The sequence below is a fragment of the Janthinobacterium sp. GW822-FHT07A03 genome (assembly GCF_058798815.1).
On sequence record NZ_JBXAKW010000005.1, the window covers coordinates 364,937 to 378,679 of the forward strand.

Consider the following 13,743-nt stretch of genomic DNA (forward strand, 5'->3'; position numbering starts at 1 on the left):
CCCCCCCCCCCCCCCCCCCCCCCCCCCCCCCGCTGCCATTGAGGGCCCCGACGCTATGGCAAGCGGCGATTCAAGACGATGAGTTCGGCATTCTCCGCTGTACCGACTACCCTCGGGTAGAGCACGACCGCATAAGCACGCTCCGTGGTCTTGTTGATGCTGGAAATGCTCAATTTGTCATGCTGCATGGACAGAAGCTCGTTTGTCAGCAAGTTCCGGTAGCCTTGCTCGCCTTTGCTATAGAATATTTCCAATAACTCATCATTTTTGGTGGTCAACCAGCCGTTTCCAAACTCGGTATTGAAACGCGTGACAAAAGTGTCGTCAGCGATGTCGACTGGCTGCCATGTATTGAACAGCGGATCGGCAAAGTCCGCCAATTCAATGATTTCGCTTGCCCCAGCCGCAGCTATTTTTTCGATAATGATTTTATCTTTTTCTTGCGCCAGCAGATAGGAATCCGTGTCGAAGGAGGCGCTTAATATCTGCAATACATGGATATCGTTCGCGCCGATTTCCCGCGAGCGCGTGACATTGCCTTTTTCATCGATCTCCCGGTGCAGCAGGATGCTGCCGTCATTTGCCAGCAAATGAATCGTCTTGTTGCAAATGGCGATGCGGTTATTTGCGGGCAGGGGGATTTTGGCATTGTGTTTCTTCTTCAGCTTCCCATTGATAAACTCGATGGCCAGGATTTTGTCCGGTTTATTATCGAAGATATCCACATCGTGAAATATCGAATAGGCCTCCGTTGTTCCAATGAAGTGTCCGGTAAATGGACGGTTGCCCTTTGGCATTTCCACATCGTCACGATGAAAGACGGGAATGCTGATTTCCAGTTCTTTATCAGGATGATAGGGGATGACGGAAACATAATTTTCCTGATCCGGACTCAGGAACAGTGTCGGCAAAATGCCGTCATCCTCGGCGTAGTTTTCAATACTGCCATCCATCGCGACAGTTGTATAAATCAGCTTGTAGGTGCCATTTCTGTCGTAGACGTAATTAGCCAGCAGCGTCTTTTCTGCAAACGGCATGCTGTCTTTTGCTGATACTGCTGTCTCGGCAAGCATCGTTGTCATTGTGCCCCAGTCGCCCTGCGTGACAGACGATGTATAGGGCGTTACCTTGTCGAGGTTTTTCATGCGTCAGATGGTTTCCATATTTTATTGTGCCGCCAAACCCAGCTTCAAGCCCACCAGCTTGCCCGGCGCGGCCTCCGTTTTTTCCGGCGCGCCCGCGCTGACCCTGGTCGCCGGCGTGCCGTCCTGCTGCAGGGCCGCCAGAATCGCCGCGCTGCGCTGGGCACCCAGCTTGCTCAAGGCATCGGCAGGCAGCGGCTGTTTGGCTTCCAGCTGCTCGCGCAAGCCGGTATAGAAAACGCCCGTGTCGGCCACTTGCGGCTCGCCCTCGATCAGCTTGCCCAGGCGTTGCAGGACGGGGATCTTGGCCGCCGCCGGTACGGAAGCGCTGGCGGATGCCGCCGCTGTGGTAGGCCCAGTCGACTCCGCCGCCTTCTTCTGCTTGTCCAGCTCGGCCTTGCCGAAGCGTTCGCCGTACAGGTCGCGCAGGGCGCCCCGTACCTTGCGTTCGCCCAGGTTCAACGGTCCCGGTTCTTCGCCCGCTTCCAGCTTGATGCCGGCCTTGGCGGCGACGGCGCGGCGCACGGCCTGGGCGCGCAGGGCTGCCCCGTCCGTGTCGCTGTACTGGCCCGGCACGGCCAGCTTCAGCTGTTCGCGCTTGGCGAGGATTTGCGCCACCTGCTTGAGTTTTTCCCGCTCGGGCGGCAGCAGCACGGCGCTGCCCGCATCGAAGTCGATGGCTTCCAGCTTGTCGGCGCTGATGCCCAGCAAGTTGCCCAGCGCGCGGAACGGCGCCGTGACGATTTTCGTCAGCACATTGCCCACGGCTTTCCAGATCAGCGCGCCATAGCTGAATTGCGGGTCGTTCATGTCGCCCGACACGGGCAAGCCGAGGTCGATGCGCCCGTCGCTATCCTTGAGGATGGCCAGCGCCAGTTCCAGCGGCAGCTTCAGGGCGTCAGGACTGTCGATGCGCTCGCCCAGGGTCAGCTTGTCGAGCACGATCTGGTTGGTGCCGTCGAGCTGGCGGTTGCGCACCTTGTATTGCAAGTCCAGCGAAATCTTGCCTTCCGCCACTTTATAGCCGGCGAATTTCATCGTGTACGGCGAGGCGGACACCATGTCGACGTTCTTGAAGACGACGTTCAAGTCCGTGTTGTCGGTCGGGGCGAAGGGATTTAATTGTCCGCGCACGCGTGCCAGGCCGAATTCGTCGATGCGGCCGTCCAGTTCGATCTGGCTGCGCGCATCGCGTTTCGTCGACAGGCCCGTGACGACGCCATTGAGCTCATAGATCTTGGCGGCAAACTGGGGCCGCAGGCTCAGGTCGGCAAAGTCCAGCTTGGCATTCTGCAGGCGCACGCGGCGCACGCGCACGGGGAAAGCGGCGTCCGGCGCTGCCGTAGCGGCGGGCGCGCTGGCCGCCACTGGGGCTTGCGCCGGCTCCGGCGCCTTCACCAGCAGGCGCTGCGCATTGAGGCTACGGTCGTTTTCGATGATCAGCTGCGCATTCGGTTCGACCACGCGCAGCTCGGGGATGTCGACAAAATCGGGGCCCACGCTGGCCGTCAGCTTGTCGGTGCGCACGCTTTTCCATGAAGCAAAACGCTTGCCATCCGTTTCATTGAGCACGAGGCCGGCGATATCCACGCCGCCCTCATAGCGTACCTTGGGCGCTTTCGGCGCGCCGCCGCCCGTTGTCAGGCGGCCGCTGCCGGAGAGCGAGCCGCCCGCCAGCTTCAGTTTCAGATGCTGCGCAAGCAGCGGTTGCACGGGGGCCAGGGTCAGCTGTTTGAGGTTCAGCTGCGCATCGACGGCGCCCGTGCCCGGCACGAACTTGCCGTTAGCCGTGAGCAAGCCGCCTTCGCGCAGGCCCACGCCCAGCTCGAACGGCAGCGCCTGCTTCATGTCGTTGCTGACCTTGTGCAGCGACAGCCGCGCATCCTGCAGCGTGCCCTTGATACCCGTGCTTGCATCATCGAAACGGGCGCCGAACTTGCTCAGTTCCACCTTGTCTACCGTCGTGGACCAGGGCGCGGACGGCGCTTCCTTGCTTGCGTCGGCTTTGCCGGAGGCAAACACGGGCAGCTTTTGCGCAATCGCAAACTCTCCCTGGCGGTTGCGTGCCAGGTCGATCTGCGCACCGCTGGCCGTCACGGCACCCAGGTGCACGCTATGCGCCGCCAGGTCGATCTTGCCTTCCGTAAAGCCCAATTGGGCCAGCTTGAACGGCGTTTGCGCACCGCGCTGCATGGCCAGATCGGCCAGGCTGAAATTGGCGCCGTCGATCACGGTAGCCATGCCCGCTGGCCCCTGCTGCATGCCCATCTGCAGCTGCAGTTGCAACTGTCTGGCGCTCAATTGCAGGGCAGGCGAGACGGTTTCATCGATGGCGGACACGTCCACATTGGCCAGCGCCAGCTGTTTTAAATCCACCTTCCACTTGCCAGGTTTGGCTGGCGCGGCGGTGGCCGATGCTGCGGGGGCGGGATTGCCCGGCAGCACCAGGTTTGCCACGTCGATCTCGCCCTTGCTGTCGCGCCGCACGGCCACCTTGCCGCCGTACAGATTGACTTTATCCACCGTGACATTCTGGCGCGCCAGGTCCACGTTCACGCCGGCGATGCCCAGGGTGTCCAGCGAGGTAAATGGCGCGCCCTTGCCGTCTTGCACCAGCGCCAGGTCGCGCAAGGCCAGGCCCGCGCCCTTGACGGTCGCTTCCAGCTTGCCGTCGGCATAGGAAAAAGCGTAGGGCAGGCGCGCCGACAGCTTGCCGCTGGTCACTTGCGCACGCGTGTAGGCTTTCAAATACGCGGCCAGGCCGGGCAGGGAAGCGTCGTTCAATATCAGCTCGCCTTCGCCGCGAATCGGGCTGAGCGAGGCGGTGCCGCGCCAGTGCAGCTTGCCGCCGCGCGCCGCGTCGGCGCTGAGGCTATAGCTGCCGTTGGCGTCGGGCAGGGTGGAGATATTGTCGAGTGTAAAGTTGATCGGCGTGAAGTTATCCGCATAACCCGCCTTCTGGTCTTGCCAGTCCACTTTGCCTTGTTCCAGCGCAAAGTGGGCGATGACGAGGCGCGGCATGCCGCTGTCGCTCTTTTCCGGATGGTTGCGTTGCCAGGTGGCCAGCACTTCGGCCAGGTTGAACTTGCCGTCCGGCGTGATGGTCAACTGCGCCTGCGGCGCCGTAATGCGGATTTCTGCCAGGCTCCAGGCGCGGCGCACGATGGATTTCCATTCGAGTTGCACGGCCAGGGCGCGGATGGACAGCAGCGGCGCGCCGCGCTGGCCATCCGCGCTGGCCGCTTCCTTGAAAGCGATCTGGTCCGCTTCCAGGCGCAAGGTAAACGGGTTGAAGCGCACGTCGGCGATGCTGGCCTGGCGCGCGAGTTCTTTTTCTGCAAATTTGGGCAGCTGGTTTTTGATGACGTAGGGCACCAGCCAGAAGCCGGCCGCGCTGTAGGCGGCCAGGACGCAGCCTGTGCCAACGGCCCAGCGCTGCCAGCGTTTCCAGCGAAATGTTTTCGTCTGCACGCTTTTGTTGTCGATTGTGTTCACGAACTTACCTTTTGATCTTGTTGGGCGGCACATCCTGCACGCCGTGACTGTCAGTATGCCTCTTTGCTGACTCATCTGCAAAATTCAAACGTGTTCAAGTGATAACAGGCGCCAGGGTGGCCTTGTTTCTTGTATAAAACTCACACAAACTCACTCTTACTTGATAATGATTCTCATTATCGGTATCATGCCCGATAACCGTAAGTTTCCATTCGTACATATTTTCTCATTGAAAGCCCGATGTCATGCCTGTCGTCTCTCCCCGCACCCGCTTACTTCCAGTCGCCGCAGCCCTGTCGCTGGCCTTCGCTTCCCACGCCGCGTTGGCGGTCAATGCGGCCAGCGGCCAGGACGATCTGACGGCTGGCGATGAGAAAGTCATGCAAGCCGTGCAAGTGACGGGCACGCGCGCGCAAGGCCTGGTGCCTGTCACCACGGAGGCGGGCAGCTTTCGTGGCGCCAACATCATGGACGTGCCGTCGACTGTCAACGTGATCACGCGCGAGTTGCTGGAGCAGCAAGCCGTGTCCGGCCTGTACGACGCCGTGCGCAATACGGCCGGCGTGACGCGCCAGCAAAACGGTGGCGAGACCTGGGATCAGCTGGTGATACGCGGCATCGCCGTGGAAAACCGCACGAATTACCGCCTCAATGGCTCCATGCCCATCATGAACTTCTCGCAAGTACCCATGGAAAACAAGGAAAGGGTGGAAGTGCTGAAGGGCGCCTCGGCCCTGTACTACGGTTTTACGTCGCCGGCCGGCGTCGTCAACTTCGTCACCAAGCGGGCTGGTGGCAAGCCCGTCACCAGCATGGGCCTGAGCCTCGATGACCGGGGCAGTGCCGTGGCGAATGTCGACCTGGGCCGCCGCTTTGGCGCGCAGCGGGAGTTCGGCGTGCGCATCAACGCGGCCGGCGGCACCCTGGGTTCCTACCTCGATCATGTCGGCAATGGCAACCGCAGCTTTCTCTCCACGGCGCTGGACTGGCGGGTGACTAATAAACTGCTGTTGAAGGCCGACCTGGAATACGACCGCCGCAAGGTGACGGAGCAGGCGGGCGTGACCTTGCCCACCGCCGTGAAAGGCGTGATCAGCCTGCCGCGCGCCGTCGACCCGCGCCAGCTGATCGGCCCCGACTGGTCGAATTTCGAGGCGCAGACGAAAAACGCGCAATTGCGCGCCGACTACGCCATCACGGATGGCTGGGCCTTGACGGTGGAAGCGGGGCACTCGGAAACGGCGCGCGACCGCCGCCTGGCCATCTTCCGCCTGAATAACGCGGCGGCGCTGGCCACGGGCGCGGGCCGCATCACGGGCAATATCCAGCACAGCGTGACGGCGTCGGACTTGCTGCGCGCGGAACTGGCCGGCAACTTCAATACGGGTTTGATTGCCCACGAACTGACCCTGGGCGCCTCGCGCACGGACAAGTCGCAAGATGCTATTTACCAGAGTAACTACACGATCGCTTCGCAAAACCTGTACCAGCCCGTGCCTGTGACGAATGTCGTGTTCGGTCCCAAGCCGACGGCGCCAACGACGGCCGCGCTGGAGACGCGCGACACGGGCTTGTACGCGCTCGACCGCATGGTCTTCAGCCCGCAATGGCAAAGCGTCATCGGCGTGCGCCGCAGCAGCTATCAAAGCGACCAGGGCGCCAGCCATTACGACGTCAGCAAGACGACGCCGATGGCCTCATTGATCTACAAGGCCACGCCCGAACTGTCGTTTTACGCGTCCACGGCGCGGGGTCTGGAAGAGGGCGAAACGGGCCCGACGGGCACCGCCAATCAGGGCGTCAAGATGGCGCCCGGCGTGAGCAAGCAGAAAGAGCTCGGTGCGCGCTGGCTGACGCCGGGCGGCACCTTGCTGTCGGCTGCGCTGTTCGACATCACGCGCCCCGGCTACTACACGAATGCCAGTAATGTATTCACGTCGGACGGTGAACAGCGCTACCGCGGCCTGGAAATCTCGACGCAAGGCAAGCTGACGCGCCAGCTGTCGTGGCAGACGTCGGCCCAGCTGCTCGACCCGCGCTTTGCGCACATCAACGCCGACTACAATGGCAAGGCGCCGGAAAACGCGTCGAAACGCACGGCCAGCGCCTTCTTGTCGTATGCGTTCGATGGCGTGCCGGGCCTGGCCGTCAACGGCGGCGCGTATTACTACAGCGCCCGTCCCGTCAACGACCTGAACCAGGCTTTCCTCGGCGGCGTGAGCCTGTTCAGCGCGGGTGCCCGCTATGCGAGCCGCGTGATGGACAAGGCCGTCGTGTGGCAGTTGAACGTGGAAAACCTTGCCGACAAGCGCTACTGGGCCGGCGCCGGCACGCGCCTGGCCTCGGGCGCGCCGCGCGCCATCAAGCTGTCGATGAAGGTGGATTTGTAGGAAGGTTTGACCTGCGCCCTGTGCGCAGGGGCCTTGCCCTGATACAATGTTGCCATGTTCATCAGCAAAGGCAAGGCCGGCATCGTCCTGTGGATCGCGTGTATCGCCATCTTCCTGGCCACGCTCGCCCCTACGGTGTCGCGCGCGCTGACGGTCGCCAGCGGCATGGCCGTGCCCAGCCTGGAAATCTGCTCGGTGGCGGGTGGCATGCAAGCCATGCCCGCCCGCTACGATGCGCAGGAACCCTCCGCGCCTGAAAAATCGGGCATGCGCATGGGCGACTGCCCGTGCTGCAGCATGCATGCGGACACCTTGTCGATGCCGCCCACCACCCTCGTGCTCGCTTCCGGCGAGCTCCTCACGGGCTTGTTGCCCGAGCTGTTCTACCAGTCCGCCACGCCATTGTTCGCCTGGACACCCGTCCAGCCCCGCGGGCCGCCCGCCGCTTTCTGACCTGTCCCTTTCCCTGAACTGCCTTGCGCCGCGCGGCTATGTGCTGTGCTGCGCTTGCGCCTGTTCGTTTGACCCCTACAGAATCCGAAAGCAGCACCATGAAACAGTTACCGTTATTGATTTCCCTCGCCCTCGCCATGCCCGCCATGGCCCAAACGCGCCCTGAAGATGTCTTGCCTGAAATGAAAGTCATCGTTGCGGGCGTCAAGGACGGCTACCGTCCCGTGGCCGACACGGCGCAGATGCTCAGCAGCACGCCTGGCTACAGCGTGGCGGCCGGGGGCGGCGTGTCCGGCTTGCCAGTGGTCAATGGTTTTGCGGATGACCGCATCAAGATTCGCATCGACGGCATGGAATTGACGTCCGCCTGTGCCAATCATATGAATGCGCCGCTGTCCTACATTGATCCGCAACAAGTGCAGCGCATTCGCCTGATCGCCGGCGTGACACCCGTCAGCGCGGGCGGCGACAGCATCGCCGGCACCATCGAGGTGCAATCGAACGCACCCGTGTTCGCCCAGCCCGGCGCGCCGCTGCTCACGCAAGGCAGCTTTGCCGTGTCGGGACGCAGCGTCAACAACAGCGTGGCGGCCAGCGTGAACGCCTCGGCCGCCAGCGATATGCTCAGTATCGGCTACAGCGGCGCCACCACGCGCGGCCACAGCTATGAAGATGGCCACGGCAATAAAGTGCTGGCCAGCATGTTTGAAAGCATCAACCAGGCCATCGTGCTGGCGGCCAGGCGTGACGGGCAGCAACTGACCCTGCGCGCCGGCGTGCAGCACATCCCGTACCAGGGTTTTCCGAACCAGTACATGGACATGACGGACAACCACGGCCAGTTCGCCAATCTCGCTTACCAGGGCACGTTTGCCTGGGGGGTGTTCGACGCGCGCGCCTATTGGCAGCAGACGGACCACGAAATGGGCTTTTTCACGCCCGAGCGCACGGGCACGATGCCGATGCTCACGCACGGGCGTAACACGGGCTATGCGCTGATGACCAGCCTGCCGACAGGGGCGGGCGAGTTGCGGCTGGGCCAGGAGTGGCACGGCTTCCGCCTCGACGACTACTGGCCGGCCGTACCCGGGTCCATGATGATGGGGCCGCGCACCTACCTGAACATCAACGACGGCAAGCGCGACCGCACCGTGCTGTTCGGCGAGCTGGAAACGCGCCACGATGGCCGCTGGACAAGCGTGCTGGGCTTGCGCGGCGAATCCGTGCGCATGGAGTCGGGAGACGTGCAATCGTACGGCACCAACATGATGAACATGCCGGACGTGATGGCCGCCAAAGCCTTCAATGCGCGCAGCCGCAGCCGGCGTGACACGAATATCGATGCCTCCGCGCAAGCGACGTTCACGCCGGACCTTGCCAGCAGCTATGCATTCGCGCTGGCGCGCAAGGTACGTTCGCCGAATCTGTACGAGCGTTACTCGTGGGGCCGCGGTTCGATGGCCATGACCATGACCAACTGGTTTGGCGATGGCAACGGCTATGTGGGCGCTATGGACCTGAAACCCGAGACGGCGTACACGGCCGCGTTCACGGCCGACTGGCATGGCGGCGGCGAGGAGGGCTGGTTCCTGCGCGTCAACCCCTACTACAGCAAGGTTGATAACTACATCGACGTCGACGTGCTGGCGCCTTTCCACCCGTACATGAAAATGGGCGCGAACGGCAACTTGCTGCGCTTTGCCAACCACGACGCCAAATTGTACGGCGCGAATGTGGCATGGCAGCTGCCGCTGGCCAGCAGCACCCGCTGGGGCCGCTTCATGGCGACCGGCAATGCGGCTTACACGCGGGGCAAGCGCAGCGATGGCGGCGACCTGTACCGCATGATGCCGTTCAACGCCTTGCTGGCCGTCGAGCACAAGCTGGGTGCCTGGAGCAGCCGCATCGAAACGAAGATCGTGGCCCGCAAGGACAAGGTCGATGCCCGGCGCTTCGAACCCGAGACGGGCGGCTATGCGCTCGTCAACCTGCGCAGCAGCGTGGCATTGAGCAAGATGGCCAGCCTGAGCGCCGGCGTGAGCAATCTGTTCAACCGCGCGTATGCGGACCCGCTCGGTGGCGTGTACCTGTCGGGACTGAAGGCGCAGGGCGGGGCGCTGCAAGCGTTGCCGGCCGAGGGCCGGTCGATTGATCTGGGGCTGCAGCTGAAGTTCTAAACCTGGCAACCAGCGTGCGCCTTCCTGCTGCCGATGGGGGGAAGAAGGCGCACGCTGGCATCGCCGCATCGTCCAGCGCCATGTGGTCGTGACAATGTGCGCATGTTTCTCGACGGTAATTTGTTATGCTCTCTGGCGCCTGCTTCAGGCGTTTGGCGCACATCGGTGCGATAGCGGAGGCTGAAGGCTTAATCTGCTCAAATGAAGCTGACTGAATAAAAGGTGTCCATGATCGCATTTAAAGATTTTCGTTCGACCACTGCGGGCAGTCCGCTTTCCGATGGCATGGACCGGTCGCTGGTCTTGGCCAATGAATGGCTGCTGAAAACGGGCGTGCGTCCGGTCAGCATCGAAACCATCACGGAAACGAGGGGCTGGACGGCGATCAGCCAGGTTGAGCGAGGGATACGGGTGTGGTATGAAGTGGCGCCTCCTCCCTTGACCCCCTGATCTGCTCAGCCACGCCATCCCGAGCTCATCGGCCGCAGCGCCATCAATTTCCTCCGCCGCTCTTTTTGCGCCGCGCCCCCGTCAGCACGCGCAGCGCGGTGGCGATCGGTACCTTGTTCCTGGCCAGGTAGGCGGCGGCCGTGGCGGTATCGAGCATTTCCTGGAAAATAATGCCGACCTCGACCTTTTGGGCCGTCAAATCGTCCTGCCTTGCGCAGTCGAGGGTATCCATATTCGTAGCAGTGACCTTGTCATTCTTGGAGCGCATTTTTGCCTCGGTAGAAAAGAGAAAAAATGTCTCCTTTTATTTGCCTTTAAGATAACTTATTTTTGTGCCTTTGTGGAAATTTTTCTTTAATCGATAGTGCATTCAGGAATTAAATTTAACTATGGGCGGCGTGCAGTGCCTGGGGATGACTGCGGCATGCATGACCTGGCGTCATCCATTGCCTGAACAACCATCCTTTGCCAGCGGCGCCCGGATGCGGTCTAATCATGGTTTGTTCCTACACGAGCTTGCCATGCTGCCCACTTCCGCCATCGCCGCGCTGCGCGAAAAATTTCCCCTGATTACAGAGCTGATGGCCTTGCAGCCCTTGAGCTGGTTCAATCCCGCCATCGCGCCGGCGGCCGAGGCCTTGAACGACGTGGGCTTGACGGCGGACGACGTGGCCGATGCCAGCGCGCGCCTGGCGCGTTTTGCGCCATATCTGGCCAAGGCGTTCCCGGAAACGCAGGCCAGCGGCGGCGTCATCGAGTCGCCCGTCGTGCCGCTGCCCGCCATGCAGGCGGCGCTGGGTTTAGCCTCAGGCATGACGAGCGGTCAGCTGTGGCTCAAGCAGGACAGCCATTTGCCCATTTCCGGCTCGATCAAGGCGCGCGGCGGCATCTATGAAGTGTTGAAACATGCGGAAATGCTGGCGCTGGACGCGGGCTTGCTGAAGGAGGGCGACGATTACAGCGTGCTGGCCAGCGACGCCGTGCGCGCCTTCTTCGGCCAGTATGCGATCGCCGTCGGTTCCACGGGCAACCTGGGCTTGTCGATCGGCATCATGAGCGCGCGCCTGGGCTTTCGCGCCACCGTGCACATGTCGGCCGATGCGCGGCAATGGAAGAAGGATAAATTGCGCAGCCATGGCGTCACCGTCGTCGAGTACGCGACCGACTACAGCGTGGCCATGGAAGCGGGGCGCAAGCAGGCGGAGAACGACCCCACCTGCCACTTCGTCGACGATGAAAATTCGCACGATCTGTTCCTCGGCTACGCGGTGGCGGGCCAGCGTCTAAAAGCCCAGTTTGCCGCGGCCGGCGTCGCGGTGGACGAGGAGCACCCGCTGTTCGTGTACTTGCCGTGCGGCGTGGGCGGCGGCCCCGGCGGCGTGGCCTTCGGCTTGAAGCTGGCGTTTGGCGATTTTGTTCACTGCGTGTTCGTCGAGCCGACCCACTCGCCGTGCATGCTGCTGGGCGTGCACACGGGCTTGCACGAGGGAATCAGCGTGCAGGAGATCGGCATCGACAACCTGACGGCCGCCGATGGCCTAGCCGTGGGACGCCCGTCCGGCTTCGTCGGGCGCGCCATGCAGCGGCTGATCGACGGCTACGCCACCGTCACCGATGAAGAACTGTACCGCTTGCTGGCGATGCTTGAGCAAACGCAAGGCTTGCGCCTGGAACCGTCCGCCGTGGCCGGTTTCGCGGGCATCAATCCCGTGCTGGCCGCGCCGCAATACCAGGCGCAGCTGGAAACGGCCACGCACCTCGTGTGGGGCACGGGCGGCAGCATGGTGCCGCAGGAGGAAATGGCGGCCTACGTGGCGCGGGGCAGGGCGCTGCTGGCAGCCGGAGCCGCGTGATGCCGGCCGGCGCGCCGAGCAGGGCCACGCTGACGGCCAGCCAGTTCGCCAACCTGCACACATTCCTCGTGGCGGCGCGCCATGCCAGCTTTGCGCTGGCCGCGCAGGAACTGGCGCTCACGCCCAGCGCCGTCAGCCACCGCATCGCGCGGCTGGAAAGCAGCCTGGCCTTGCGGCTGTTCCAGCGCCTGACGCGGCAAGTCAGACTGACGGCCGACGGCGAGCGCATCTTCGCCGCCCTGCAAATCGGCTGGGATGGCTTGCATGCGGCGCTGGCCGGCGGCGATGCGCTGGCGGGCAGCATCACCGTGCATGCGCGCCCGTCCATCGCCCAGTGCTGGCTGGTGCCGCGCCTGGCAGGCTTCGCTGGGCAATATCCGGACGTGTCGATCGACTTGCGCGTGGGCAATGAAAGCGTGGACTTTCGCGCCGGCCAGGTCGACCTGGCCTTGCACTATGGCGACGGCCACTTTCCCGGCCTGGCCGCGCGCAAGCTGATGGACGAATGGCTGGCGCCCGTGTGCAGCCCGGAATATGCGCGCGAACGCGGCTTGTTTGACGCGCCGCAACAACTGGCCAGCGCGACGCTGCTGCACGATACCCTGGCCTGGCCCGCCTGCGCGCCCGATGCCGAGTGGCGGCTGTGGCTGGACGGGCAGGTGCCCGAGGTGAACTTGCCCGCGCGCAACCTGCGTTTCGACCGCGCCGACCTGTGCGCGCAGGCGGCCATCCACCACGCGGGCGTGGCCATGGGCCGGCGCCAGCTGGTGCAGCCGTGGCTGGCCAGCGGCCAGCTGGTCTTGCCGTTCGGCGCTTTCAGCTTGCCCAGCCCGCAGGCGTATTACCTCGTGCATGCCGCTCGGCCGCTGCCGGCGAGGGTGCAGGCCTTGTTCGACTGGCTGCTGGGGCAGGCAATTTGATACACTGCGCCCCTTATTGAAACGCGCACGAAAGAATGCCCATGCAGCCATCCCCATCGACCCCCACCGTACCGCCGGAATTGCGCGAGTTACGCAGCACTGCGCTGGCCTGCCTGCTGGAACCGGACCCGGCGACCAAGGTGGCGATGGTGGCGGCCATGGCCGAGGCGCAACTTTCTCTCGATGCGCAGGCGGCTTTGGCGCCGACTGGCGCCGTGCCGGGCCGTCCCGAGCGTCCGGAACTGGTGCCGCCGCGCTTGGTGGGGCGGCGTTCGATGATCACGCCGGAAGGGCGCGCCATGCTGGTGCACGCGCTGGCGCATATCGAGTTCAACGCGATGAACCTGGCGCTGGACGCCCTGTGGCGCTTCCCGGATCTGCCCTTTGACTACTATACGGACTGGCTGCGCGTGGCGAAGGAGGAAGCGACGCACTTCGCCATGCTGCAGGCGCATTTGCAGGTGCTGGGGCACACGTACGGCGACTTCCCCGGCCACGACAGCCTGTGGGAAATGGTCGACAAGACGCGCGGCGACGTGCTGGCGCGCATGGCGCTGGTGCCGCGCACCCTGGAAGCGCGGGGCCTGGACGCGATTCCACCGCTGCGCGCCAAGCTGGCGCAGGCGGGAGACATGGCCGCCGCCGCCATCCTCGACATCATCCTGCGCGACGAGGTGGGACATGTGGAAATCGGCAACCGCTGGTACGGCTACCTGTGCGAGCAAAGGGGCCTGGAATTGCGCTCCACCTATGCCGAGCTGGCGCTGCGCTACGAAGCGCCCACCTTGCGCGGCCCGTTCAACCTGGAAGCGCGGCGCCGGGCGGGGTTTTCGGAGCTGGAATTGTCCGATCTGCCCGCCTGA

10 protein-coding genes are annotated in these 13,743 nt (G+C 63.3%); 7 read left to right on the top strand and 3 right to left on the bottom strand.

The window, feature by feature from the left end; genetic code table 11:
- Positions 1–53: 53 nt before the first annotated feature.
- Positions 54–1,145, bottom strand: a complete 1,092-nt coding sequence (locus tag AC1RJW_RS16485; RefSeq protein ID WP_493045867.1) for a hypothetical protein — start codon at positions 1,143–1,145, stop codon at positions 54–56.
- Between the two features lie 21 nt (positions 1,146–1,166).
- Positions 1,167–4,637 (bottom strand): DUF748 domain-containing protein, encoded by a 3,471-nt coding sequence (locus AC1RJW_RS16490; protein ID WP_493045868.1) that lies wholly within the window; start codon positions 4,635–4,637, stop codon positions 1,167–1,169.
- 245 nt (positions 4,638–4,882) lie between these two features.
- Between AC1RJW_RS16490 and AC1RJW_RS16495 the strand changes: the two genes are divergently transcribed.
- The 4 genes from AC1RJW_RS16495 to AC1RJW_RS16510 all read left to right on the top strand — a co-directional run bounded on the left by AC1RJW_RS16495 (position 4,883) and on the right by AC1RJW_RS16510 (position 10,107).
- Positions 4,883–7,027 carry a TonB-dependent siderophore receptor gene (locus tag AC1RJW_RS16495; RefSeq protein WP_493045869.1) on the top strand — a complete coding sequence of 715 codons (2,145 nt, stop codon included), beginning with the start codon at positions 4,883–4,885 and terminating at the stop codon, positions 7,025–7,027.
- A gap of 54 nt (positions 7,028–7,081) precedes the next feature.
- Positions 7,082–7,480, top strand: a complete 399-nt coding sequence (locus tag AC1RJW_RS16500) for a DUF2946 domain-containing protein (RefSeq protein ID WP_493045870.1) — start codon at positions 7,082–7,084, stop codon at positions 7,478–7,480.
- Positions 7,481–7,578: 98 nt separating this feature from the next.
- Positions 7,579–9,657 carry a TonB-dependent receptor gene (locus tag AC1RJW_RS16505; protein WP_493045871.1) on the top strand — a complete coding sequence of 693 codons (2,079 nt, stop codon included), beginning with the start codon at positions 7,579–7,581 and terminating at the stop codon, positions 9,655–9,657.
- 228 nt (positions 9,658–9,885) lie between these two features.
- Positions 9,886–10,107 (top strand): hypothetical protein, encoded by a 222-nt coding sequence (locus tag AC1RJW_RS16510; protein WP_493045872.1) that lies wholly within the window; start codon positions 9,886–9,888, stop codon positions 10,105–10,107.
- Between the two features lie 43 nt (positions 10,108–10,150).
- Here the strand turns inward: AC1RJW_RS16510 and AC1RJW_RS16515 are convergent, their stop codons facing one another.
- Positions 10,151–10,375, bottom strand: a complete 225-nt coding sequence (locus AC1RJW_RS16515; RefSeq protein WP_493045873.1) for a hypothetical protein — start codon at positions 10,373–10,375, stop codon at positions 10,151–10,153.
- A 253-nt stretch (positions 10,376–10,628) separates the two neighbouring features.
- Between AC1RJW_RS16515 and dsdA the strand changes: the two genes are divergently transcribed.
- The 3 genes from dsdA to AC1RJW_RS16530 are packed head-to-tail and all read left to right on the top strand — an operon-like array spanning position 10,629 to position 13,743.
- Positions 10,629–11,960, top strand: a complete 1,332-nt coding sequence (gene dsdA, locus AC1RJW_RS16520) for a D-serine ammonia-lyase (protein WP_493045874.1) — start codon at positions 10,629–10,631, stop codon at positions 11,958–11,960.
- Positions 11,960–12,880 (top strand): DNA-binding transcriptional regulator DsdC, encoded by a 921-nt coding sequence (gene dsdC, locus AC1RJW_RS16525; RefSeq protein ID WP_493046056.1) that lies wholly within the window; start codon positions 11,960–11,962, stop codon positions 12,878–12,880. Before dsdA ends, dsdC begins: the two co-directional genes overlap by 1 nt.
- 41 nt (positions 12,881–12,921) lie before the next feature.
- Entirely contained in the window at positions 12,922–13,743 is an 822-nt protein-coding gene (locus AC1RJW_RS16530) for a ferritin-like domain-containing protein (RefSeq protein WP_493045875.1), read from the top strand.